The sequence below is a fragment of the Aeromonas bestiarum genome, from assembly GCF_028751155.1.
GTDB lineage: Bacteria > Pseudomonadota > Gammaproteobacteria > Enterobacterales > Aeromonadaceae > Aeromonas > Aeromonas bestiarum.
The window spans coordinates 3,471,875-3,495,749 of sequence record NZ_CP064746.1 but is presented as its reverse complement, the minus strand read 5'-3'; the positions used below and the strand labels follow the sequence as shown (position 1 = coordinate 3,495,749).

The 23,875-nt window shown below is 62.5% G+C and carries 17 protein-coding genes; 8 read left to right on the top strand and 9 right to left on the bottom strand.

The features are described 5' to 3' along the window. Positions 1 to 426 precede the first annotated feature (426 nt). From cadB to pdxY, 3 genes are all read left to right on the top strand, one after another. Positions 427 to 1,761, top strand: a complete 1,335-nt coding sequence (gene cadB, locus IU367_RS16100; protein WP_043554782.1) for a cadaverine/lysine antiporter — start codon at positions 427 to 429, stop codon at positions 1,759 to 1,761. 76 nt (positions 1,762 to 1,837) lie between these two features. After that, positions 1,838 to 3,970, top strand: a complete 2,133-nt coding sequence (locus IU367_RS16095) for a lysine decarboxylase CadA (RefSeq protein WP_274452437.1) — start codon at positions 1,838 to 1,840, stop codon at positions 3,968 to 3,970. Between the two features lie 75 nt (positions 3,971 to 4,045). Continuing rightward, on the top strand, positions 4,046 to 4,906 hold the full coding sequence (pdxY, locus tag IU367_RS16090; RefSeq protein ID WP_274452436.1) for a pyridoxal kinase PdxY: 861 nt from the start codon (positions 4,046 to 4,048) through the stop codon (positions 4,904 to 4,906). 13 nt (positions 4,907 to 4,919) lie between these two features. Here pdxY and IU367_RS16085 read toward each other — a convergent pair whose 3' ends face one another. Both IU367_RS16085 and IU367_RS16080 read right to left on the bottom strand, forming a co-directional pair. Next, positions 4,920 to 6,341, bottom strand: coding sequence for an MATE family efflux transporter (locus IU367_RS16085; protein WP_241279217.1), 1,422 nt, complete (start codon positions 6,339 to 6,341; stop codon positions 4,920 to 4,922). Positions 6,342 to 6,447: 106 nt separating this feature from the next. After that, positions 6,448 to 7,356 carry a LysR family transcriptional regulator gene (locus IU367_RS16080; protein ID WP_274452435.1) on the bottom strand — a complete coding sequence of 303 codons (909 nt, stop codon included), beginning with the start codon at positions 7,354 to 7,356 and terminating at the stop codon, positions 6,448 to 6,450. Positions 7,357 to 7,860: 504 nt separating this feature from the next. Here IU367_RS16080 and IU367_RS16075 point away from each other — a divergent pair. Next, a complete protein-coding gene (locus IU367_RS16075) occupies positions 7,861 to 9,156 on the top strand; it encodes an HAAAP family serine/threonine permease (protein WP_274452434.1) in 1,296 nt (431 codons plus the stop codon). A 60-nt stretch (positions 9,157 to 9,216) separates the two neighbouring features. Here IU367_RS16075 and IU367_RS16070 read toward each other — a convergent pair whose 3' ends face one another. Continuing rightward, on the bottom strand, positions 9,217 to 10,245 hold the full coding sequence (locus IU367_RS16070) for an MBL fold metallo-hydrolase (protein ID WP_274452433.1): 1,029 nt from the start codon (positions 10,243 to 10,245) through the stop codon (positions 9,217 to 9,219). 155 nt (positions 10,246 to 10,400) lie between these two features. Here IU367_RS16070 and IU367_RS16065 point away from each other — a divergent pair, with 155 nt between their 5' ends. Next, positions 10,401 to 11,300, top strand: a complete 900-nt coding sequence (locus tag IU367_RS16065) for a LysR family transcriptional regulator (RefSeq protein WP_274452432.1) — start codon at positions 10,401 to 10,403, stop codon at positions 11,298 to 11,300. 89 nt (positions 11,301 to 11,389) lie between these two features. Continuing rightward, positions 11,390 to 12,670, top strand: a complete 1,281-nt coding sequence (gene yjeH / locus IU367_RS16060; protein ID WP_274452431.1) for an L-methionine/branched-chain amino acid transporter — start codon at positions 11,390 to 11,392, stop codon at positions 12,668 to 12,670. 61 nt (positions 12,671 to 12,731) lie between these two features. On the opposite strand, the gene IU367_RS16055 is transcribed toward yjeH, so the two are convergent. The 4 genes from IU367_RS16055 to IU367_RS16040 all read right to left on the bottom strand — a co-directional run bounded on the left by IU367_RS16055 (position 12,732) and on the right by IU367_RS16040 (position 18,057). Next, a complete protein-coding gene (locus IU367_RS16055; RefSeq protein ID WP_274452430.1) occupies positions 12,732 to 13,268 on the bottom strand; it encodes a GNAT family N-acetyltransferase in 537 nt (178 codons plus the stop codon). A gap of 81 nt (positions 13,269 to 13,349) precedes the next feature. Beyond that, positions 13,350 to 15,083 carry an ABC-F family ATP-binding cassette domain-containing protein gene (locus IU367_RS16050; protein ID WP_274452429.1) on the bottom strand — a complete coding sequence of 578 codons (1,734 nt, stop codon included), beginning with the start codon at positions 15,081 to 15,083 and terminating at the stop codon, positions 13,350 to 13,352. Positions 15,084 to 15,464: 381 nt separating this feature from the next. Beyond that, positions 15,465 to 15,902, bottom strand: coding sequence for a PliI family lysozyme inhibitor of I-type lysozyme (locus IU367_RS16045; RefSeq protein ID WP_043134506.1), 438 nt, complete (start codon positions 15,900 to 15,902; stop codon positions 15,465 to 15,467). A gap of 124 nt (positions 15,903 to 16,026) precedes the next feature. Next, positions 16,027 to 18,057: a M13 family metallopeptidase gene (locus IU367_RS16040; RefSeq protein ID WP_274452428.1), complete on the bottom strand. Its 2,031-nt coding sequence runs from the start codon at positions 18,055 to 18,057 to the stop codon at positions 16,027 to 16,029. A gap of 129 nt (positions 18,058 to 18,186) precedes the next feature. Here IU367_RS16040 and tilS point away from each other — a divergent pair, with 129 nt between their 5' ends. Then, positions 18,187 to 19,527, top strand: a complete 1,341-nt coding sequence (gene tilS / locus IU367_RS16035) for a tRNA lysidine(34) synthetase TilS (protein WP_274452427.1) — start codon at positions 18,187 to 18,189, stop codon at positions 19,525 to 19,527. Between the two features lie 67 nt (positions 19,528 to 19,594). On the opposite strand, the gene IU367_RS16030 is transcribed toward tilS, so the two are convergent. Next, positions 19,595 to 20,515, bottom strand: a complete 921-nt coding sequence (locus IU367_RS16030; RefSeq protein WP_274452426.1) for a GGDEF domain-containing protein — start codon at positions 20,513 to 20,515, stop codon at positions 19,595 to 19,597. A 100-nt stretch (positions 20,516 to 20,615) separates the two neighbouring features. On the opposite strand from IU367_RS16030, the gene IU367_RS16025 reads away from it, so the two are divergent. Then, entirely contained in the window at positions 20,616 to 22,568 is a 1,953-nt protein-coding gene (locus IU367_RS16025) for a cation:proton antiporter domain-containing protein (RefSeq protein WP_274452425.1), read from the top strand. A gap of 28 nt (positions 22,569 to 22,596) precedes the next feature. Here IU367_RS16025 and IU367_RS16020 read toward each other — a convergent pair whose 3' ends face one another. After that, positions 22,597 to 23,742, bottom strand: a complete 1,146-nt coding sequence (locus IU367_RS16020; protein WP_043134513.1) for a patatin-like phospholipase family protein — start codon at positions 23,740 to 23,742, stop codon at positions 22,597 to 22,599. Between the last annotated feature and the right edge of the window lie 133 nt (positions 23,743 to 23,875).

The following is a 23,875-nucleotide window of genomic DNA, read 5'->3' as shown; positions in this document are numbered from 1 at the left end:
AGTCAAGGGCGGCCATTGCCGGGAGGCGTCCGCTCCGCATGGCGAGTCGGGTCTGGGAGGATGGCGAGGTTTCAACCAGCGGCCTGGCCGAGGTTTCAGGGCAAAGGGGGTTGAATGGGGCACCTCGTGGCCGCAAGGGCATCATGAAAAATATCAAGGTGTATCGAATGAGGCCTGGCAGGCCTCTCAAGCGGGGGCGGGGATATCAAGGATTTATCAAGATGGCTTGGCGCCTTGCATCCAACATTATGTTTTTAATCGGTTTTTATTGATTGATGTCGCGGGGTGAAAAAAGTTCACTCATGTTTTTATCCCTTAGCGGGTCTTTATGTTTTCCGGGGCACAGAGGCCTAGTCTGTGGCCATTCGTTGGCGGGACGCTCCGCCAAGCGTGTGTTTGATGACCTTTTATCGACCCGGAGATCTTATGTCCCTAGATACGAGCAAGAAGATTGGCCTCATCGCCTGTACAGGTGTGGTGGCCGGCAACATGATGGGGAGCGGCATAGCGCTGCTGCCCTCGGCCCTGGCCACTATCGGCTCCATCTCTGTATTCAGCTGGGCCATCTGTCTGGTTGGCGCCATGGGCCTTGCCTTCGTGTTTGCCCGCCTCGCTACCAAGAATCCGCAAGAGGGTGGCCCCATCGCTTACGCCGGCGAGATCTCTCCTGTGTTCGGCTTCCAGACCGGTGTGCTCTATTACCATGCCAACTGGATTGGCAACCTGGCCATCGCCATTACCGGCGTCTCCTACCTGTCGGTCTTCTTCCCCATCCTCAACAACCCTATCCCGGCAGCCCTGGCTACCATAGCGGCGGTCTGGATCTTCACCTTCGTCAACCTGCTTGGCGGCAGCTGGGTGAGCCGCCTCTGTACCCTGGGGCTGGTGCTGATCCTGCTGCCTGTGGTCGGTACCGCCGTGATGGGCTGGGGACATTTTGATACCAGCGTCTACAGCCAGAACTGGAACACCACCAGCGGCAGCGACCTGCATGCTGTCATCAGCGCCGTGCTGATCTGCCTCTGGTCCTTCGTGGGTGTTGAATCCGCCGCCGTCTCTTCCGGCATGGTGAAGAACCCGAAACGTACCGTGCCGCTCGCCACCATGCTGGGTACCGGTATTGCCGGCGTCATCTACATACTCTCCACCCAGGTGATCAGCGGCATGTTCCCGGCCGGTGAAGTGGCAGCCTCCGGCGCCCCCTTTGCCATGGCCTCTTCCGCCATCTTCGGCAACTGGTCTGCGCCGTTCGTCTCCGCCTTCACCGCCCTGGCCTGTTTCACTTCGCTGGGCTCCTGGATGATGCTGGTGGGCGAGGCGGGCAAGCGCGCCGCCCACGATGGCAACTTCCCGAAGATCTACGGCGAGCTGGACAAGAACGGCGTCGCCAAGAAGGGGTTGATCCTCGGCTCCCTCAAGATGACTGCGCTGATGATCGGCCTGACCGCCTTCACCTCCCAGTCCGCTCACGCCGCCGACCTGTTCAACGTGCTGACCACGGATGCTGTGCTGCTGACCATGCTGCCTTACTTCTACTCCAGCATTAACCTCATTCGTTTCGAGGGCATGACCTCCCGCAGCATAGGCACCATGATCTTCTCCGGCGTCGCCTGCGTCTTCTGTCTGGTGGCCCTGATGGGCGCCCAGGGCTCCAACCTCACTGCCACCTTCGTGGTGTCGCTCATCATCCTGATGTTCTACGCCAAAAAACAGGGCCTGCGTCAACACGACGCCCTGCTCAAAGAGCAAGCCAGCCACTGATTCCGTTTCCCTTTTCCGAGCGCTCTTCACTCACCATCCCTGATGGAGAGCGCCCCTCTACGTGTGGAGTATCACGATGAATATCATTGCCATCCTCAACCACCTGGGCGTGTTCTTCAAAGAAGAACCCATTCGCCAGCTGCAAGCCTCCCTCGAGCGTAAAGGCTTTCAGGTTGTATACCCGGTCGACGTGGCCGACCTGCTGAAGCTGATTGAGAAGAACCCCCGCGTCTGCGGCGCCATCTTCGACTGGGACAAATATTCCCTCGGCCTGTGCAAGGAGATCCACGATCGCAACGAGAAGCTGCCGATCTTCGCCTTCGCCAACGACCAGTCCACCCTGGACATTCACCTGACCGACCTGCGTCTGAACGTGCACTTCTTCGAGTACCGTCTCGGCATGGCCGACGACATCGCCCTCAAGATGGGCCAGGCTACCCAGGAGTATCAGGACGCCATACTGCCGCCCTTCACCAAGGCGCTGTTCAAGTACGTGGAAGAGGGTAAATACACCTTCTGTACCCCGGGTCACATGGGTGGTACCGCCTTCCAGATGAGCCCGGCCGGCAGCATCTTCTATGACTTCTACGGCCCCAACGCCTTCAAGGCGGACGTCTCCATCTCAATGCCGGAGCTGGGTTCCCTGCTGGATCACTCGGGTCCGCACAAGGAAGCCGAGGAGTACATCGCCCGTACCTTCAACGCCGATCGCTCCTATATCGTCACCAACGGCACCTCCACCGCCAACAAGATAGTCGGCATGTATTCCGCGCCGGCCGGCAGCACAGTGCTGGTGGATCGCAACTGTCACAAGTCCCTGACTCACCTGATGATGATGAGTGACGTGACCCCGCTCTACTTCCGTCCGACCCGCAATGCCTACGGCATTCTGGGTGGCATACCGCAGAGCGAGTTCAGCCGCGAGACCATTGCCGCCAAGGTTGCCGCCACCCCGGGCGCCCAGGCACCACGTTACGCCGTGATCACCAACTCCACCTACGATGGCCTGCTCTACAACACCGGCTTCATCAAGGAGAGTCTGGATACCCCCTACATCCACTTCGACAGTGCCTGGGTGCCCTACACCAACTTCAGCCCCATCTATGAAGGCAAGTGCGGCATGAGCGGCGACGCCATGCCGGGCAAGGTGTTCTACGAAACCCAGTCCACCCACAAGCTACTGGCGGCCTTCTCCCAGGCCTCAATGATCCACATCAAGGGTGACGTGGAGGAAGAGACCTTCAACGAAGCCTTCATGATGCACACCTCCACCTCGCCGCAGTACGGCATAGTGGCGTCCACCGAGATCTCCGCCGCCATGATGCGGGGCAACACCGGCAAGCGGCTGATCAAGGACTCCATCGATCGCGCCGTCTCCTTCCGCAAAGAGATCAAGCGTCTGCGTGATCAGAGCGAAGGCTGGTTCTTCGACGTATGGCAGCCGGACAACATAGACACAGTCGAGTGCTGGAAGCTGGATCCGAAAGATGACTGGCACGGTTTCAACGGCATCGACGATGACCACATGTACCTCGACCCCATCAAGGTCACCCTGCTGACGCCGGGCATGGGTCGTGATGGCAAGCTGCTGGACAACGGCATCCCTGCCTCTCTGGTCTCCAAGTTCCTGGACGAGCGCGGCATAGTGGTGGAGAAGACAGGCCCCTACAACATGCTGTTCCTGTTCTCCATCGGTATCGATCAGTCCAAGGCGATGCAGCTGCTGCGCGCCCTGACCGAGTTCAAGCGCGGCTATGACCTGAACCTGACCATCAAGAGCATATTGCCGAGCCTCTACCGTGAAGACCCGAGCTTCTACGAAGGCATGCGCATTCAGGAGCTGGCCCAGAGCATCCACGATCTGACCTGCAAATACCGTCTGCCGGAGCTGATGTTCAAGGCGTTCGACGTGCTGCCTGAGATGAAGATGACGCCGCACGCTGCCTGGCAGCAGGAGCTGGCCGGCAATCTGGAAGAGGTGCCGTTGCGTGACATGGTGGATCGCATCAGCGCCAACATGATACTGCCCTACCCGCCGGGAGTACCGCTGGTACTGCCGGGCGAGATGGTGACCAGCGATTCGCTGCCGGTGCTGGAGTTCCTCGAGATGCTGTGCGAGATCGGGGCTCACTACCCGGGCTTCGAGACCGATATCCACGGCCTCTATCGTCAGGCCGATGGCAGCTACACCGTCAAGGTGCTGCGTTAATCGAGAGTGACAACAACGGGCCGAGAGGCCCGTTTTTCCCTGTGTTTTTTATCCATTTTTGCGTGAGTCGCCATCATGAAGCGAATTCTCTCCATTCAATCCCACGTGGTGTTCGGCTGCGCCGGCAACGGTGCCGCCGTGTTTCCCATGCGCCGCATGGGCATGGAGGTGTGGCCCGTCAACACGGTGCAGTTCTCCAACCACACCCAGTACAGCGAAGGTTGGCAGGGGATTGTGATGCCCGGCGGCCATATCCGCCAGCTGATGACGGGGCTTGCCGACATAGGCGTGCTGGGGCAGTGCGATGCGCTCTTGAGCGGCTATCTCGGCTCGGCCGAACAGGGGGAGGAGATACTGGCGGCGGTGGCCCACCTCAAGGCGCTCAATCCGAACGCCCTCTATTTCTGTGATCCCGTGATGGGTCACCCCGACAAGGGTTGCATAGTGGCACCCGGTGTCAGCGAATTCTTTAAAACCCGGGCCTTGCCCCAGGCCGACATGCTGGCCCCCAATCTGCTGGAGCTGGAACGGCTCACCGGCCGCGAGATAAGCAATGTGCCCGAGGTGCTGGCGGCTTGTCAGCAGTTGCGCGAGCAGGGGATCAAGCTGGTGATGGTCAAGCATCTGGGGCGGGCCGGGTTAAGCCTGGACAGGTTCGAGATGGTGCTGGTGTGCGATGCGGGCGCGTTTCACATCTCGCGCCCGCTCTATGAATTTCATCGTCAGCCCATAGGGGTGGGGGATCTGCTCAGTGCCACCATGCTGGCCAATCTGCTGGCGGGACATGATCCCGTGCTGGCGTTTGAGCGCACCAACGCCAGCGTGGATGCGGTGCTGGCCCAGACCTGGCTGGCGGGCGCCTACGAGCTGCAACTGGTGGCAGCCCAGCAGGCGATGGCAGAACCCGGGGTGCGCACCCGCGCCACCCGGCTTTGAGTCTGCGTAATGGCTAGCCGGCGCGGCGGGCCAGCTGGACTCCCTGACGGGCGCCGATCGGCTTGGCGTGGTGCGGACGCTGGGGTGTGCACGCCAGCTTGAGGCGACGCCACTCCCGCCACAGCAACCAGCACAGCGGCAGGGTCAGCAGCAAGACTGTGGTGGGCTGGGCCATCAGCACCCCCTCGCGGCCCCACCAGAGCGGCAGCAGGAAGATCAGCGGCAACAGCAGCAGTGTCTTGGCCGCCGAGATGATCAGCGCCTGCTTGGTGCGGGCCATGGACTGCAGCAACACTATGCCGAACATGATGATCCCCTCCAGCGGAATGGCGCCGAGGTTGAGGGTCAGGCTGCTGACGGCCGCGGCAAGCAGCTCGGCATCCTGATTGCCGATGTAGAGCATGGCCACCTGGCGCGGCAGCAGCTGGATCAGCAGCCAGACCGCCATGCCATAGATGAGCGTGATCTTGAGCCCCATCTCCATCAGGAATTTCAGATCCCGATGGCGTTTGGCCCCCGTCGCCTGGCTGATGAGCGGCTGGATGCCGAAGGCCAGACCCTGCAGGATCACGATGAACACGGCCTCGGTGTAACCAGCCACTGTGAAGCCGGCCAGATCCTTGATTGCGCCATACGCCATCAGCTGGCTGTTGTGCAGCAGCAGCAGCAGCCCCAGATTGAACTGGGCGATCAGGCTCGGCAGACCGGTGAACAGCAGGTTGGGCATGGCCGGAAAACTGGGCACCATGTGGCGCCATGAGAGGCGCAGTTTGGCATGACTGGTAAAGAAATAACCCAGGCCAAGCAGACTGACGATCCCCTCGGTGATGAGCGTCGCCTGAGCCGAGCCCACCAGCCCCAGCCCCAGCCGGCCGACCATGAGGTAGTTGAGTACTATGTTGAGGATGGCGCCACTGCTGACCAGGATCATGGCCAGCCTTGGCTTGCCATCGTTGCGCAGCAGGTAGGGCACCGCCAGGTTGCAGGCCAGCAGCAGGGTGCCGCCGCCGATCCAGGTGAGGTAGTCACTGGCCTGTTTCCAGGTCTCTGTGCCTTGCTCAATCCCCAATGCCAGCAGTATGTCGATGTGCCAGTAGTAAAGCAGCAAGGGCGCCAGGGCCCCGAGCAGCCCGAGCAGCCAGAACGCATTGACCAGCGCCTGTCGGGCCAGCCGGATATTCTTTGCCCCCTGATGCAGGGAGATGGCGGTGGCCGCCCCCATGCTGATCATGGCGGCGAGCCCGATCAACACCATGATGACGGGATAGACCAGGTTGATGCCGGCAAGGCCGGCGGCGCCCACGTAGTGGCCGACGAAGATGCCATCGACCAGGTAGTAGGCACCGGAGACCAGCATGGCCATGATGGAGGGGAGGGCATAGCCCCAGAAACGGCGAGTCATCGCCCGTTGGCGCAACATGAAGTAAGCAGACATATCTGTTCTCTTGGGGAGTTCGATTATCGAGCAGACAGTCTAGATTAATACCTTTTTGTTGATAATCCGGTTTTTATTTGATGAATTGATGAGTTACACTCAGCAATCATCGAGTTTGATAGTGTGCCTTGAGCATGTCTATCAGGGCGCGCAGGCCGCTGCCCAGCTGGTGCCGGCTGGGATAAAAGAGTGAAAATCCCACGAAGGTAGGGCACCACTGCTCCAGCACGCTCACCAGTGTTCCCTGTGCCAGCTGCTTGCTCACCTCCTCCTCCAGGCAATACGCCAATCCCAGCCCCGCCTCTGCCGCCCCCAGATAGAGTGCCGGCGTGCTGGTGGTGAGGGGCCCGGTCACCTCTATCTCCAGCATGGAACCCTCTTCCCCGGCAAACGCCCAGCGGTAGTGGTGGGAAGGGGTCAACCGGTAACCTATGCAGGCATGGCGCGACAATTCGCGAGGGTGTTGCGGGGTGCCGTGCCTGGCCAGATAGGCGGGGGCTGCCACCACCAGATAGCGCTGGGGCGGCCCGAGCGGCACACCTATCATCTCCTTGGGCAGCAGGTCGCCATAAAAGAGGGCTGCGTCATAGCCATCCTCGATGAGGCGCGGCATCAGCTCCTGCTCCACCACTTCCACCTGCATGCGCGGGTAGCGCACCATGTAGTCGATCAACACCGGGGCCAGCAGCTCATCGATGGCGCCCCGTGGCGCACTGATCTTCAGCCGCCCCACCGGCTCGTCGCTGTGATGCGCCAGTTCGTCGAGGGCGCTCTGCAGGTGGTTCAGGGTGGGCAGCAACTGTTCGAGCAGGCGCTGGCCCGCATCGGTCGGCACCACGGCGCGGGTGCTGCGATTGAGCAATCTGACACCCAGGCGGGTCTCCAACCCTTTCAGGCTGTGGCTCAGGGCGGAAGCCGACACCCCGAGCTCGAGGGCGGCCTTGCTGAAACTCTGGTGACGGGCGACGGCGGCAAATACTGCCAGTTCAGCGAGGTCGGTACGGGTGATGGCCATATTAATTCAACGGGGAAATGTTGATGAACAGGGTACGACAGGGCACTGCGGTGCACAACTTGAGCAACAAACAGGCAAATGTAAGCAGTTTGTTGTACCCCAAAGGATATAGATACGGGTGAAACTACCTGGAATTGTTAATGGTTGTTCACAAAATTGGGCTGGCAACGTGATCTCTGACGCCAGAAAGGCGATTCCAGTCAAACTTTGGTTGATTAATTCAAAAAAACACTGTGCTCGGTAAGGGGATTTAATTAGAGTCAGCTCATCAGAACAAAGGTGCGTTAATGAGTTGTAACGGTTGACGTGCTTGCGGCCCTCGGGCTGATGACCCACAGACCTGTTTGTTGCAGTTTGGTTGCTACATGGAGTGGCGAGCAAGTTGCCGAGTCGGTGGGATGAGAATAACAGGGATGGACTGCAGGAGTTCCAGGGAGATGGAACAGGGCATTGCGCCCGGTTGACTAGATTTTTTCTATTTTCCTTGATGACAGGAACACCCCTATGTCTGACATGAACATTGCAGTTGAAGGCAGCTTAGCCAGTAACGCGTCTTCCCGTGGCATCAACAAGGCCGACCTGGTCTGGATGCTGGGCCTGTACGGTACCGCCATCGGTGCCGGCGTCCTCTTCCTGCCGATCAACGCCGGTGTAGGTGGACTGTGGCCGCTGCTGGCCATGGCCATCCTGGCCCTGCCGTTGACCTTCTTCGCACACCGCGGCCTGACCCGCTTCGTGCTGTCCGGCTCCACTCGCGACGGTGACATCACCGAAGTCGTGGAAGAGCACTTCGGCAAGACCGCAGGCAAGTTCATCACCCTGCTCTACTTCTTTGCCATCTACCCGATCCTGCTGATGTACTCGGTTGCCATCACCAACACGGTCGAGAGCCTGATGGTTCACCAGCTGGGCATGACTGCACCTCCCCGTGCCATCCTGTCGCTGGCGCTGATCCTGGGTCTGATGGCGATCGTTCGCCTCGGCGGCCAGTTCATCGTCAAGGCGATGAGCGTACTGGTGTTCCCGTTCGTGCTGACCCTGATGGGCCTGGCGCTCTACCTGATCCCGCATTGGAACGGTGCCATCATCACAGAAGCGCCGGCACTGTCTGACGCCTTCAACGGTGACTTCATCAAGACCCTGTGGCTGGCAATTCCGGTAATGGTGTTCTCCTTCAACCACTCCCCGATCATCTCCTCCTTCGCGGTGGACAACAAGGGTCGTTACGGTGAAGGCGCTGAGAAGAAGTGCGGCAACATACTGCTGGGTGCCCACGTCATGATGGTCATGACCGTCATGTTCTTCGTGTTCAGCTGCGTACTGAGCCTCTCCCCGGCTGACCTGGCTGCCGCCAAAGAACAGAACATCACCATTCTGTCCTACCTGGCCAACCACTTCGACAACGCCTTCATCGCCACTGCGGCTCCGCTGATCGCCATGGTCGCCATCAGCAAGTCCTTCCTGGGTCACTACCTGGGTGCACAGGAAGGCATGAATGGTCTGATGGCCAAGGCGCTGCGTGAAAAAGGCAAGAAGGTTGATTCCAAGCAGCTGAACAAGGTGACCGCGGTCTTCATGATCCTGACCACCTGGGCGATTGCCACCATCAACCCGAGCATCCTCGGCATGATCGAAGATCTGGGCGGCCCCATCATCGCCATGCTGCTGTTCCTGATGCCGATGTACGCCATCACCAAGGTACCTGCCATGCGCAAATACGCTGGCAACATCAGCAACGGCTTCGTGACCCTGATTGGCCTGATCGCCATGTCCGGCATCATCTACAAGCTGATTGCCTGATAACTCCGGTTAGTCTGTTGAAAGAAGAAGCCGCCTCGAAAGAGGCGGCTTTTTTTATGGCTATTTGTTGTCGATATTTTCCGATTGCCAGAGGGCAAAGCCCTTGCTGGCAGCCGAGGTGGGCAGGTCAATCTGCATCAGGTCATTACCGATGACGAAGGGGCCCGCGTAGTGGGCGCGTAGCTCCTGCGCCAAGTCCTTGACCCTGATCTGGCCGTTGAGACCGATGTGGCTGAACACCGTCAGTGCCGGTTTAGCCTCGTTCATGACACGAGCCGCCTGCTTGGGGGACGCGAGGTGACCGGCGATCGCCTTGTAGCCCGGGTTGGCCTTCATCTGGTCATCAGAGGTCATGGAGACGCAGTGCACCAGCAGATCGGCCCCTTCGGCCTGCTTCACCACCTCCGGGCTGTAGCGGGTATCGCCGGAGAGCACCACGCTGTGGCCGTGGTAGTCGATGCGATAGCCGAAGGACGGTTTGATGTTGACCCCGTGGTCGTTGTCAAAGGCGGTCACCTTGACCCCGTCCTTGTCGTAAATCACTCCGGCGGTCACCTCGTGGCTGTTGATCTTCACCCCGTCCAGCGGCGTTCCCTCATCCTTGACCCGGGTGGCGATGTCGGTGGCGTAGGCCTGTTGCAGACCATGAGCGAGGGCTGTGGTGCCCTTGGGGCCGTAGAGTTCCATCGGTACGTGGCGCTGGCCATAGGCTGGTTGCAGCCAGCCGGTCAGCCAGAGATCCGCCAGCCCGTTGGTGTGGTCTGAGTGAAAGTGGGTGAGGAAGAAGGCGTTGACCCGGCCGATGGGGATATGCAGTTGCCACAGGCGGGTGGCGGAGTTGCGGCCAAAATCGAACACCAGCTTCTGGCTACCCGCCTCGATGAGCGTACTGTAGCCGCCGCGACTGATCTGGGGCACAGGAGTGCCGGTGCCGAGCAGGCTGACGCGGAAGATATCGGGCTGTGCCTGGGTTGCAGTAGCAGGGACGGGGGCACTCTGGTGCGTGTTGACAACGCTGCTGTCGGCAGCCTGGCTGGCGCCGGTGGTGAGCAGACCGACCAGCAGTGCGGCCAGATAGGTGCTTTTCATGGGAAATTATCCTGTGGGGAAGGGTACTGCATCACTGTATTGGTAACTAAAAGTTGAATAAATTGGCTAAAATCCATTTCTTACTAAACTGGTTGTTGTGAATTAGTGGCCTGGTAGCGGGCCAGGTTGCTTTGAAAAAGGGCAAAGGAGGGTGTTTGGATCGATTGACCAGCATGCGCATCTTCACCCGGGTGGTGGAGCTTGGCTCTTATAGCTCGGTGGCGAACGAACAGGGGATCAGTGCCCAGATGGTGGGCAAACATGTACAGGGACTGGAGCTGTGGCTGGGGGGCAAGCTGTTTCACAAGACCACCCGCCAGCAGACTCTGACCGAGCTGGGGCAGCTCTTTCTGGCCCGCTGCCAGCGGGTGCTGGAGGAGATGACACTGACCGAGTCGCTCACCCAGAACCTGCTGGCCGAGCCCGCCGGTCGGCTGCGCATCGCAGCCCCCCTCAGCTTTGGCCACCACCGGCTGGTGCCGCTGCTGCCCGCCTTCCTCGACCGTTACCCCAGGCTGGATGTGGACTTGCAACTCACCCCGCGCTGGGTCGATCTGGTGGAGGAGGGGTTCGACGCCGCCATTCGCACCCTGCGCCCGCAGGATGAGGCGCTGATTGCCCGCCCGCTGCTGAGCCAACACCATCGCCTCTGCGCCGCTCCCGACTATCTCGCCTGTCACGGCGTACCGGACCATCCCGCCGATCTCGCCCGTCACCAGTGCCTGCATGGCAATTGGGGGGAGCACGAGCGCTGGCAGTTTGTCGGACAGGATGGTCGGGTCGAGGAGGTGCGGGTGGCATCGCGCCTGCGCATCAACCACTGGCCGGCACTGTTGACTGCGGCACTGGCGGGGGCGGGCATCACCTTGCAGCCAGTCGAACAGGTGCGCGAGCATATCGCCACGGGGCGTCTGCTGCCCCTGCTCCGCCACTATCAGACCCCTGCCAAAACCCTCTACTTCATCTACCCGGCTGCACGGCGTCAGGTGCTCAAGATAGCCCTGCTGGGAGATTTTCTGGCCGAGTCCCTCCAATCCGAATTGGACGCTGAATAAAGGTCTGCATATTCATTCCTCGGATGCTTAACAAAGGGGCGGGGGAGGCCTAACATGGCGGGGTGTTTTTCCAGTCAGGACAAAAGGATATGTCTGCGTTGAAAAAAGAGCTGGGGCTCTGGCAGGGAATGGGGCTGCTCGCCACCTCACTGCTGGGTACCGGTATCTTCGTGGTGCCGGCGACCGCGGCGTCGCTGGCGGGGGGAGCCTCGCTCTGGGCCTGGGTGTTGCTCATAGTGCTGGTGCTGCCCATCGCCTTCACCTTCGCCCGGCTCGGCCGCCGTTATCCCCATGCGGGCGGGGCGCCGCACCTCATCGGGCTCGCCTTTGGCAACGGCGCCGAGCGTTTCTCCGCCTTCCTGTTCCTGGCTGTGCTGCCGGTGGGCTTGCCTGCGGCCCTCACCATAGCCGCCGGCTTCTGGCACGCGCTGTTCGATCTGGGGGAGTGGACCCTGTGGGCCATCCAGCTGCTGACCCTGCTCGGGGTGTTTCTGCTCGGGCTGCGGGGGGCGCGCTCCTCCGGCAACCTGCAGTTGCTGATTGCCCTGGCCATATTGGGGTTGACCCTGCTCATCTGGTTCAAGGGGGATCTCAGCTGGCGCGACGCGGCCCAGCCACTGCCGACGGCAGCTGAGTGGCCCGCCATGGGCACGGCGCTGGCGGTGATGTTCTGGTGCTTCGTGGGGCTGGAAGCCTTCGCCCACATGGGGGAGGAGTTCAAGCGGCCACAGCGGGACTATCCGCTGGCCCTGCTCGGCGGCGTGCTGCTGGCGGGGCTGATTTACTGGGTCCACTCGCTGGTGGTGCTCAAATATGGTCTCTATGGCGACGAGGCGACCAATGCCACCGCCATCCCGGCCCTGCTCTCCCTGCTGTTCGGCCCTACCGCCAAGTGGCTGGTGGCCATTCTGGGCTACCTCTCCTGCTTTGCCAGCATCAACATCTACCTGCAGGGATTTGCGCGCCTCATCTGGAGCATGGCGCGGGAGGGCAAACTGCCAGTCTCCCTCTCTCGCCTCTCGGCCAGGGGGGCGCCGCTCAATGCCCTGTGCTGGGTGCTCGTCATTTGCCTCGTCTCCATCACCTTGATCCTCTGGCTGCGACTGCCGCTCGATGAGCTGATCCGCTACGCCAACGGCAACTTCGTGCTGGTCTATCTGCTCTGCATGGCGGCAGGCTGGCGCCTGCTCGGCGGCATGGGCAAGGGGCTGGCGGCCTTGAGCGTGCTGCTCTGCCTCGCCGTGCTGGTGGCGCTCGCCTCCCAGGTGCTCTATGCGGTGCTGCTCACTCTGGGGTATGGCTGCTTCTCGTTGTGGCGGCGCAGACGTCGCCGCACTCTGGCCACCGACAACATCTGCGCCATCAAGTAACCGACCCGATAAAAAGCCCCGCAGTGCGGGGCTTTTTGCTGGCGATCAGATGCGGTTGTGCTCACGCGTCTGGCAGGTCGCTGCGCAGCAGGGCGTAGTGCCGCAGGGAGATAAACTGCTCCCCCTTCCACTCGCATTCCCGAGCCGTCCCCTCGTAGCGAAAGCCGGCCCGCTCGAGCAGGCGAGCGGAGGGGAGGTTTGGCTCCTCCACCACCGCCAGCAAGCGGTGCAGCTCTGTGGTGCGGTAGACGAGGGCCAGAAACTGCCGCAATGCCGCCTGCATGATCCCCTGGCCCCAGTACTCGGGATAGAGCCAGTAGCCGAGCTCGGCCCGTTTGTGCTGCGGGTCGGCATCGTTGTAGCCGATGGCCCCCAAGGGATCGCCGGTTTGCTGGCAGCGGATCAGGAACCAGGTCCCGCTCTGGCACTGCGCTATCTCGGCGTACCAGCGCATCTGGGCCTGGCACGCCTCCATGGTGTCATAGCTGATGCCGTAGCAGGCGATGACCCTGGGATCCGACAGACCGCGGTAGATGTGGGGCAAGTCGGCATCCATGACGGGGTCTAGCCTGATCCCGGGTTGTTGTGGTGACGGCATAATGTGCTCCTTGCGGCCAGCCGTGGCCGGCCGCGTGAGTTGAGTGAAAGGGTGGAATAAAAGCGTGGATCGCTGCTTGTCTCAGGGTTCGGAAAGACCCAGCAAGTCGGCAAGCCTGCCCAGCTCATCGCGCCAGCCCTGTTGCAGGCGCGGGGTTTGATGTTTGGGCTTGCGGGCGAGATCGGCGGCAAGCAGGGCATCCAGCTCGTACCAGCGCGCCAGTTGAGCCTCATCATCGTGCTCCGGCATGGGCTCCTTCCCCCTGGCCTCATTGGCCTGGGCGTCGGCGGCGGGTCGATCGGGCGCATCGCCGAGCAGTTCGGCATAGGCCCGCTCGGCGCTGTGGGCCTCGTGGATCCGGCCCTGCCTGATCACCCAGAAGCGGTTGCAGCTGCGCTCGATCAGATCCCGGTCGTGGGAGACAAGCAGCACGCCGCCGGCAAAGCCGGTCAGTGCCTCGGCCAGCTCCTCCTTGCCTGCCAGATCCAGATGGTTGGTGGGTTCATCGAGCCAGAGCAGATGGTGACTCGCCAGCGACAGGGCGAGAAACAACAGTCTGGCCCGCTCGCCCCCGCTCAGGGTCGCGACGCGCTGACCGTGACGGGAGTAGGGGAAGCCCGCGCGGATCAGTGCCTGGCGTAGCGACACCTCCGGCAAAGGTGCCAGCGGATAGAGGGCATCGGTCAGGGTGGCGTGGTCGTCCAGCTGCTGCAGGGACTGATCGTAGTAGGCGATGCTGGCGCCAGGGTGGCGATACCAGCCCTCAGCCGGTCGTTGGTCGCACACCTCGCCCCAGCACTGGCGCAGCAGGGAGGACTTGCCCGTGCCGTTGGCGCCGAGCAGGGCGACCCTGTCGCCGGCGCGCAGCCAGAGATCCTCGGCCCGCAGCAGCGGCGGCAGACCGGGGGCTGGGCGCACGTCGAGGGCGTCGAGTCGCAGCAGGGCATCGGCGGGCAGCGCCTGCCCGTGCAGTTCGAGGCGCCAGGGCGCGTCCACCCCGACCACGCTCTGCTCCTCCTGCAGCCTAGCCACCCGTTTCTCCATGGACTTGGCCTGGCGCACCAGCTTCTCGTTGTCATGCTCCCGTCCCCAGATGGCGAGGCGCTTGCTGCTGGCGCTCAGGCGGTCGATCTCTTTTTGCTCGTCGGCCCGGCGCAGGCGGGTTTGTTCGTCCTCTTCGGCCAGGGCCGCCCTGGCCTGACTGCAGGGCAGGGCGAAGCGATGAAGCCGCCTATCCCGCAGGATCAGGGTCTCGCGGGTCACCCGATCGAGCAGGCGACCATCGTGGGAGACCAGCACGAAGGCGCCACGCCACGCCAGCAGGAAGCGTTCCAGCCAGAGCAGGGCGGGCAGATCCAGGTGGTTGCTGGGTTCGTCCAGCAGCAAGAGGTTGGGCTGGTGCAGCAGGGCGCGGCCTATCTGCAAGCGGGTGTGCTGGCCACCGCTCAGCGCGCTGACAGGGAGGTCGGCCTGCTCGGCCAGTTGCAGCTCGGTCAGCATCTTGTCCACCTGCCAGGCCTGGTCAGCCTCGTTGGCCAGCGCATCCTGCAGCACGGCGCGGGTGCTGAGCGCTTGCAGTTGCGCGGGCAGATGCTGGGCCACGAATTCACAGCGGCAGGGGGTGGCCTTGTGTATGCGTCCGTCATGGGGCTGGCGCTGACCGGCCAGCAGGGCGAGCAGTGTGCTCTTGCCACAGCCATTGGCGCCTATGAGGCCAATGCGATCACCGCTGCGGATGCTGAGGTCCAGGTTGTCAAATAACGGAAGGTGCCCCGCACTCATTTGCAGGGAATGGGTACTCATCAGGGTTGTCATGCTCTTGCTCTCTTAAATCTCGGGATCGAAGATCCCTGTCATCAGAAGCGCTGGCGACAACGGCAGAGTCGAGAAAGGTCTCGGTTTGGAAGGGAGTCGGCTTTGCTCGAACCCGCTATCGCAGCGCGATGGTATGCAGGCAAGAGCACGCGAATGTGCCGAACAGGCGAGCCGAGAACATCGGACACGCTTGGATAACCATTTTTTACCTCCTTATTTTTCGCAGTGGCAAGGTGGGGCGATTATAAACGCAGAAAAAATAACCGTCCATCGGGGCGCAGGCCCCTAGCCGGGCGGCAAGGAGGCGGGAAAGGATGTCAGCGTCTGTCACCGACCAGGCGGCAGCCCCGCGTTGCGGGGCTGCCTCATGCGTGTGATTAATTAATCGCGGGGGGTCTTGAGCGCCTGGATCACATCTTCCGTGGGAGCCAGCTCTTCCACGTGGTTGAAGCTGTCGAGCCCCTCTTGCGGATGTATGGTGAAGGCGTCGGCGCTCAGGTAGCTGCCGCTGCCGGCGCTCTCCATGATGACGATGAGCTCGGGCTGCTTGTCACCGTTGAGATCCTGCAGTTTGAGCTCCTTGATGGTGCCATCGCGCGCCAGCACCTTGCCGTCGATGAACTGATCGAGGGGGAACTGGGGGTTGGCGCCTGAGTAGAGGCGCACGTCGTAGCTGCCGATGGAGGCGGGTTCACCCCGTCCCTCGCTGACGGTGATCACCTGGCCGGAGGGCAGCGTCAGCTGTTTGAAGAATCCCTCCGCCGCCTGGCCAGTCAGTGGCAGGGTGAGCAGGCCGAGTGTCATGAATAAGGCTTTCATCGTTGTGACCCTTGTTGCTGCGGTGACGGGCGGCACGCCTGCCCGTCACGGATGTGAATGTGTGGGCCGGGTTCGGGGCATGCCTCTGCCCGGCTCTCTTTCTCTGCCTCGCCGGAGGCGGTCATTACCAGATCTTGACCCGTTTGGCCGGGGCCAGATAGAGCTTGTCACCCGGCTGTATGTTGAACGCCTCGTAGAAGGCGGGGATGTTGGGCACCACGCCGTTGACCCTGTACTCGGGCGGAGAGTGGGGATCCGAGGCGAGCAGCATCTGCATCAGCTCGGGGCGATACATGCCCTTCCACACCTGGGCCCAGCCGAGGAAGAAGCGCTGCTCGCCGGTGAAGCCGTCCAGCACGGGGGCCTGCTCGCCCTTGAGCGACAGCTCGTAGGCCTTGTGGGCTATGGTGAGGCCACCCAGATCGCCTATGTTCTCCCCCAGGGTGAACTGGCCGTTGACGAACTGGCCATTGATGGGCTCGAAGCGGTTGTACTGGGCCACCAGCCGGCTGGTACGGAAGCGGAACTCCTTGAGATCCTGCGGCGTCCACCAGTCGCGCATCAGGCCGTCGCCGTCGGACTTGGCTCCCTGATCATCGAAACCGTGGCCCATCTCGTGGCCGATCACCCCGCCGATGGCGCCGTAGTTGACCGCATCATCCGCCGTCAGGTCGAAGAAGGGGGGCTGCAGTATGGCGGCCGGGAAGACGATCTCGTTGTTGCTCGGGTTGTAGTAGGCGTTCACCGTCTGCGGCGACATGTGCCATTCGTCTCTGTCTACCGGCTTGCCGAGGCGTGCCAGGTTGTCGGCATACTCGAAGGCGTGGGCCCGCTGCAGGTTGCCCAGCAGATCGCCCTGGCGGATCTCGATGGCGCTGTAATCCTTCCACTTGTCCGGGTAGCCGATCTTGGGCCTGAACTTGGCCAGCTTCTCCAGCGCCTGGGTCTTGGTGGCCGGCGACATCCAGTCCAGCTCCTGAATGCTCTGGCCGTAGGCGGTGCGCAGGTTCTCCACCAGCTGCTCCATGCGGGTCTTGGCCTGGGGCGGGAAGTAGCGCTCCACGTAGAGCTGGCCCACCGCCTCGCCCAGGTGATCGTCCAGCACGCCGAGGGCGCGCTCCCAGGGGGCGCGTTGCTTGGGTGTGCCGCTCAGGGTGGTGCCAAAGAAGGCGAAGTTCTGGGCGTCGGTCTGGCTGTCGAGATAGGGGGCGTAATCCGTGATGAGCTGCCACTTGAGGTAGGCTTGCCAGTCACCGATCGGGGTCTGCTGCATCAGGCCATCGAGGGCGGCGAGATAACTCGGCTGGCCTATGACCAGGCTGCTCTGACCGGCGAGGCCGGCCTGATCCAGGTAGCCATCCCAGTCGATATGCGGAGCGAGGCGCTTGAGTTCGCTCTGGGGCGCCTTGTTGTAGTTCTTCTCCCGATCCCGCAGGGCCACGTTGTCCCACTGGATCTGGGCGAGTTTGGTCTCAAGGGCCAGGATGCGCTGGGCCTTGGCCTTGGCATCCGCCTCACCGAAACGGGTCAGCATGCCGGCGATGTGCTGCTCGTATTTCTGCCGCAGCGCCTGGCTGTTGGGGTCGGTTTTGAGGTAGTAATCCCGATCCGGCAGGCTGAGCCCGGATTGATAGAGGTAGACCGCATAGCTGTCCGGTGCCTTGGCATCTGCGTCGATCCAGAAGCCGAACGGGGCGCCGCCGCCAGTGCGACCGCTCTGGGCAAAGGCCCGGGCCAGCCCGCTCCGATCGCGGATCTGATCGATCTCGCTCAGCAGGGGCAGCAGCGGCGTGGTGCCCTTGGCATCCCGGCTGCCCTGATCCAGATAGCTCTGGTAGAGATCGTGGATCTGCTGGGCCGGGGTGCCTGCCGCCGCCTTGCCGTCGAGCCCCTCGACCAGCACCCGCACGTCCGCCAGCGACTTGTCCCGCAGCATGTAAAAGGCACCGTCGGCGGGCCTGTCGTCCGGGATCTTGGCGGTGGCCAGCCAGTGGCCGTTCACGTAGCGGAAGAAGTCGTCACCGGGTTTGACCCGGGTGTCCATGTTGGCCAGCGCGAGGCCGGAGTGTTTGTCTGCTGTGTCCGGCGCCTGACTACAACCGGCCAGCAGGGCCAGTCCGATGAGGCCGGCCAGCATGCTTTTTTTATTGTTCATCTTGTTGGATTCCAATTCGGGTTATTCAGCTTCCTGGCCCAAACAGGGCAGTTCTTCACTCTAACAGTCGGGTTGCAGCTTGATAAGCCCGACTCTGCTAAGATCGGCCTGGTCGTTTTGGGGAAGCCTATGATTTCTCGTATTTATTCTCGTTTTTGTCAGACCCTGCCCGCGCCGGAAGGTTCCCGGGGCCTGTTGGTTGCCTTCAGTGGCGGGCTCGATTCCACCGTGTTGCTGGTGCTGGCGGCGCAGTTTGCCCGCGAGCAGGGGCTGGTGCTGCGCGCCCTGCACGTGCATCACGGCCTGAGCCCTCATGCCGATGCCTGGGTAGCCCATTGTGAAGCCGTGTGTCAGCAACTGGCGGTGCCGCTCATGGTCGAGCGGGTGCAGCTGGTACGTGGCAATGGCGAGAGCCTGGAGGCCCAGGCCAGGGAGGCCCGCTATCAGCGGCTGGCCGCCGGCCTGGGGGCCGGGGAGTGGCTGCTCACCGCCCATCATCAGGACGATCAGCTGGAGACACTGCTGCTGGCCCTCAAGCGTGGCGCCGGCGTGCGCGGCCTGGCGGGCATACTGCCGAGTCAGCCGTTTGCGGCCGGCCTGCTGCTGCGCCCCTTGCTTGAGGTCAGCCGGGCCGAGTTGGCCGAGGTGGCCCAATCGCTTCCTTACGGCTGGGTGGAGGATGAGAGCAATCAGGATGTGAGCTATGACCGCAACTTCCTGCGCCAGACGCTGATCCCGCAGCTCAAGGCGCGCTGGCCCGCCATGGCCCGCACTGCCGCCCGCAGCATGGCGCTGTGCGCCGAGCAGGAGACGCTGCTGACCGAGCTGGCCGAAGCGGACTGGCGGCTGGCCGGTGAGGGGAGTGCCCTGAATATCGAGCCGTTGCACGGGCTCTCGGTGACCCGGCGCAACAACCTGCTGCGCTACTGGATCCGCCGGCTGGGGGGCGAGATGCCCTCCCGGGATCAGCTGGCTCTGCTGTGGCAGGAGGTGGCGCTGGCGCGCGAGGATGCCAATCCGCAGTTCAGCTTGAAGAGTCTGGATTGCCGCCGCTTTCAGGGCCGGCTCCATCTGGTCAAGCCTGGGCTGGCGCCCTGTCACGCGCAGCTGGCGGTGGCGGTTGGCGAGTCGGTCGCCTTGCCGGACGGGCTGGGACAGGTGCAGCTAGCGCTGCGCCAAGGCGGTGAGGGGTTGAGGTTGCCCACCGCGCGGGAGCCAATGTCGGTGCGTTTTCAGGTGACGCCCGGGATCATGCTCAAACCCGTGGGGCGCAGCGGCAGTCGGCGCTTCAAGAAGTTGCTGCAAGAGTATGGGGTGCCCTCCTGGCAGCGGGGGCGCATCCCCATCCTCTATTACGGCGAGCAGGTAGCGGCGGTGGCCGGACTCTTTATCTGTGACGGATTCATGACGCGAGCCGCTGGTCTGGAGTGGCACTGGCTGCCAGCGGCGGACAGCTGGATCCCTGAGTGAATCGGGTTCGCCATCAAGACAAAAAAGCCGGCATTGCCGGCTTTTTTGCACTCGTCCCCTGACAGCTTCAATCCAGCAGGCCGGCCTTGCCCGCTTTTTTGCGGGCGTAGAGGTGAGCGTCCGCCGCCTCGTACAGGCTGTGGACCGCCACCCCGGATTGCCAGCTGGCGGCCCCCAGGCTGCAGCCGACCGAGAAGGTGCTGAGCTCCTTGTGGGTCATCAGCATGTGTTGCAGCCGCAGCCAGACGGGGCGCCAGGCCTCGGGCTCGGCGGGTTGCAGCAGCAGCGCAAATTCGTCGCCACCGAGGCGAAACGCCTGATCCGTGCTGCGGATGCAGCTCTTGAGCAATTGGGCGAAGCGGCTCAGCACCAGATCGCCGATCGGGTGGCCCCAGGTGTCGTTGATCTGCTTGAAGTGGTCCAGATCCAGCAGTACCAGCACCAGACCGTGAGACTCCCGGCTGTGCTGCTCCACCGCGCGGCCTATGGCCTCATCGAAGTAGGAGCGGTTGCCGAGCCCGGTCAGGTGATCGAGCCGCACCTGCTGCTCCAGTTGTGCCAGCCGCAGATAGAGGGGCAGGGGCATGCAGAGCAGTTGATGGTACTGCTGCAGGATCCGCTGCTGGCTGCCGCTCAGGACGTGTTCCAGGGTGTAGTGCAGCTGGCCGAACAGCTGGCCATGCTGGCCGCGCAGTTCAAACGGGTAGCTGTACAGCGTCAGGCTGGCCTGGGGCGGTTGCTGGATCAGCCGAAGCGGCTGGGCGTGATCGAAGTAGAGGCTGTGTATTCGGACAATTCTTGCCGCACGATCGGCAAAGGTTGCCAGCAGGCTGTCGAGATCCGTCTGTACCAGCAAGAGCTCGAGCAGCTGGTTGCGATCCTGGCTGGCCAGCGGCGTGAGCCGCTCCATCTGGCGAACCCACTGCTCTATGCCATGCCCCAAGCCATTCAATGACGATGCGTTTTCCACGGTACAGCCCTCATACATCCTACTTCCTGCCACTTCCATGCAATCCTTGTGCCCAAAATATGTTCGATGTGAACAAGGGCGGCTGGCTAGGCTTAAGTGGATAAAAAGGGAGGGAAAATTGTATACAGACGTCTTGATCCTGCTGTTTGCCGCCGTCTTGCTGGTGGCGATTTTCCGGCGCCTCGGCCAGCCGGTGATCCTCGCCTACCTGCTCGCCGGGGTAGTGCTCGGCCCCTATGGCGCCGCCGTGATCACGGGGCAGGCGATCATGCAGACCATAGCCGAGCTCGGCATCGTCTTTTTGATGTTCTCGCTCGGGCTGGAGTTCTCGCTGCCGCGGCTGATCGCCATGCGGATGCTGGTGCTGGGGGTGGGCGGTTTGCAGGTATTGTTCACCTCCTCGCTGTTCTTCTGGCTCGCGTGGTGGTGGGGGCTGAGCCTGCCGCAGGCGCTGGTGGTCGCGGGCACCCTGGCGCTCTCCTCCACCGCCGTGGTGATCAAGCAGCTGGGAGAGCAAAAACAGCTGCACACCCGCCGGGCCCAGCTCGGGGTGAGTGTGCTGCTGTTTCAGGATCTGGCGGTAGTGCCACTGCTGGTGATGATCCCCATACTGGCCAGGCCCGAGATCCAGGGCGGCGCCCTGCTGGCGGAGATAGCCTGGGCCACCCTCAAGGGGCTGTTCGCCCTGTTCAGCCTGCTGGCGGTGGGCAAGTGGCTGCTGCCGCTGCTGTTTCACGAGGTGGCGCGGGCCCGATCCGACGAGCTGTTCGTGTTGAGCGCCCTGCTGGTGGCGCTGCTGGCCGCCTCGCTGACCCAGTGGATGGGGCTCTCCATGGCGCTGGGGGCGTTTCTGGCGGGCATGATGCTGGGCGAATCCCACTATCGCCACCAGCTGGAGGTGGACATACGGCCGTTTCGAGACGTGTTGATGGGGCTCTTCTTCATCACCATCGGCATGACCATGGACTGGCAGCTGGTGGCACGGGCCTGGTGGCAGGTGATCCTCAGCGTGCTCGGCCTCATCTTGATCAAATCCCTGCTGGTGCTGCTGGCCGGACGCCTGATGGGGGAGCGCAAGCGCGATGCCATGGCGACGGGGATCATGCTGAGCCAGGTCGGCGAGTTTGGCTTCGTGCTGCTGGCGCTGGCCAATCACCACGGCCTGCTCGACCATCAGCTGATCTCCCTGCTCATCGGCATAGGGGTGACCTCCATCGCCATGACCCCCTGGCTGGTGCAGCGGGCCCACGGTCTGGCCCGCTCGCTCATCGACTCGACCCTGCTCTCCCGCTCCGAGGTGGCGCAGTCGGGCCTCAGCAAGCATCAACACGTCATCATCGCCGGTTTCGGCCGGGCCGGGCAGACCTGCGCCCGCTTCCTCAAGCTGGAAGACATCCCCTTCCTGGCGCTGGATCTCGATCCCGAACGGGTGAGCGAGGCCAAGTCGGCGGGGGAGCAGGTGGCGTTTGGCGATGCGAGCCGGCGCGATATCCTGCTGGCCGCCGGCCTGTTGCGGGCCCGGCTGGTGATCATCACCTTCGACGATCGCAAGCGGGTCGAGGCCATGCTGGCGCTGATCAGGGAGCTGGCGGTGGATGTCAGGGTGCTGGTGCGCACCCGGGATGACAGCTTTCTGGAGGCCTTCAAGCAGGCGGGTGCCCATGAGGTGATCCCCGAATCCCAGGAGGGGGCCCTGATGCTGGTCTCGCACCTGCTGCTCAACTGCAACGTCCCCATAGGCCGGGTGATCCGGCGCATGGAGCATGAGCGCAGCAGCCAGTATCGCTTCCTGCACGGCTTCTACTGGGGGGATCAGAGCGCCGGCAATCTGGAGACGGACCAGCTGCTCGAGCGACTGCATCCCGTGCTGCTGCACGATCAGGCCTGGGCTGTGGGGCGCACTGTGCAGGCGCTGGCACTGGAGGAGGTGCGGATCAAGGAGGTGCAGCGCGGCGAGCAGAGCCTGGAGCCCAGACCCGAGCTGACGCTGGCGGTTGGGGATCGGCTGGTGCTGTTTGGCAATGCGGTGGCGATGGAGCAGGCCGAGCAGCGGCTGCTGGAGGGGCGTTAGCCCGGCTGTCCCCCGGGTTGGCTGCGGTTCATGCCTCCTCCCGCGCCATCTGCTCTATGCCCAGAAACTGTTCGACCCGCTGGCGCTCATTGAGGGTGTCCCGGTAGCCCAGCTTGATCAGCTGTTGGCAATAGCCGGGGTAGAACATCAGGAAACTGGCCAGGCTGCTGGTCTCATCCCCCGTGACCCCCAGCACCCGCAGCAGGCGGCGCAGGTGCACCGGCAGCTTGCGCAAATAGTTCAGCGCCATGATGTCGAGATCCTCGCTCGGCTTCAGCACGCAGGTCTCCACCCGCTTCAATTTCAAACGGTTGCGCTCCCGCTCAGGAATGAGATCCAGGGTCTGGTTGATGCGCCACAGCCGCTCAAGATCCGAGTTGAGGGTGTCGGTGAAGACGGTGTCCAGCAAGTGGCTGGCGATGTTGGAGCTGGTCAGGTGACCGTGATGAAAGGTCGGCGCCGAGTGGGCCGGCGGATCCAGGGTGATCAGCAGGATCCGCTCCGCCCCCAGGTGGATGGCGGGGCTGAGCGGGCTGAGCTGGTGGATGGAGCCATCGCCGTAGAATTTGTCGCCTATATGGGTCGCGGGAAAGACAAACGGCAGCGCCGAGGAGGCCAGCAGGTGATCCGAGGTGAGCAGGGTACGCACCCCGCGCCGTCTGGCCCGCTCCCATGGCAGGTGTTCGGCCCGCCCCTGGAAGAAGGTGGTGGAGAGGCCGTCATCGTAATCGGACGCCGTGATGGCGAGCGCCTCCAGGCTGCCGTAGAGGATGTTGTCATCGATGCGGTGGTAGTCGATGAGCTGATCCAGCAGGCGGCGCAGCGGCGCGTTGTCGAACAGGTGAAAGGCGTGGTTGGTGTGGGGATTGATGAGGCCTGCCGAGCCCTCGTACATCAGCCGCCACAACAATCTACCGGGATGAAAGTCAAAGATGTGATGGGTCTCGAAGCGGCGCCAGACCCACTCCAGCTTGCGTACCCCCAGATGAAAACAGGAGGCATAACAGGCCAGTGCGGTGACATTGATGGCGCCGGCCGAGGTACCGCATAGTATGGGAAAGGGAATGCCGAGATTGCGGGGATAAAACTCGGCGATGGCCTTGAGGGCCCCGACCTGATAGGCGGCGCGAGCACCACCACCGGTTAACAGAAGAGCTGTGTTGGGTCTGGCCATGACGCTACCCCTTATGTTGTTGGCGGCAGCAGTACACCCTGCTCATGATACTGCGCCTTATGCTTGCCACTGGGGGTGTTGCCACCGAGCAATTTAACTATAAGGCGCTGTATCGAATATAAAAACAGGGTTG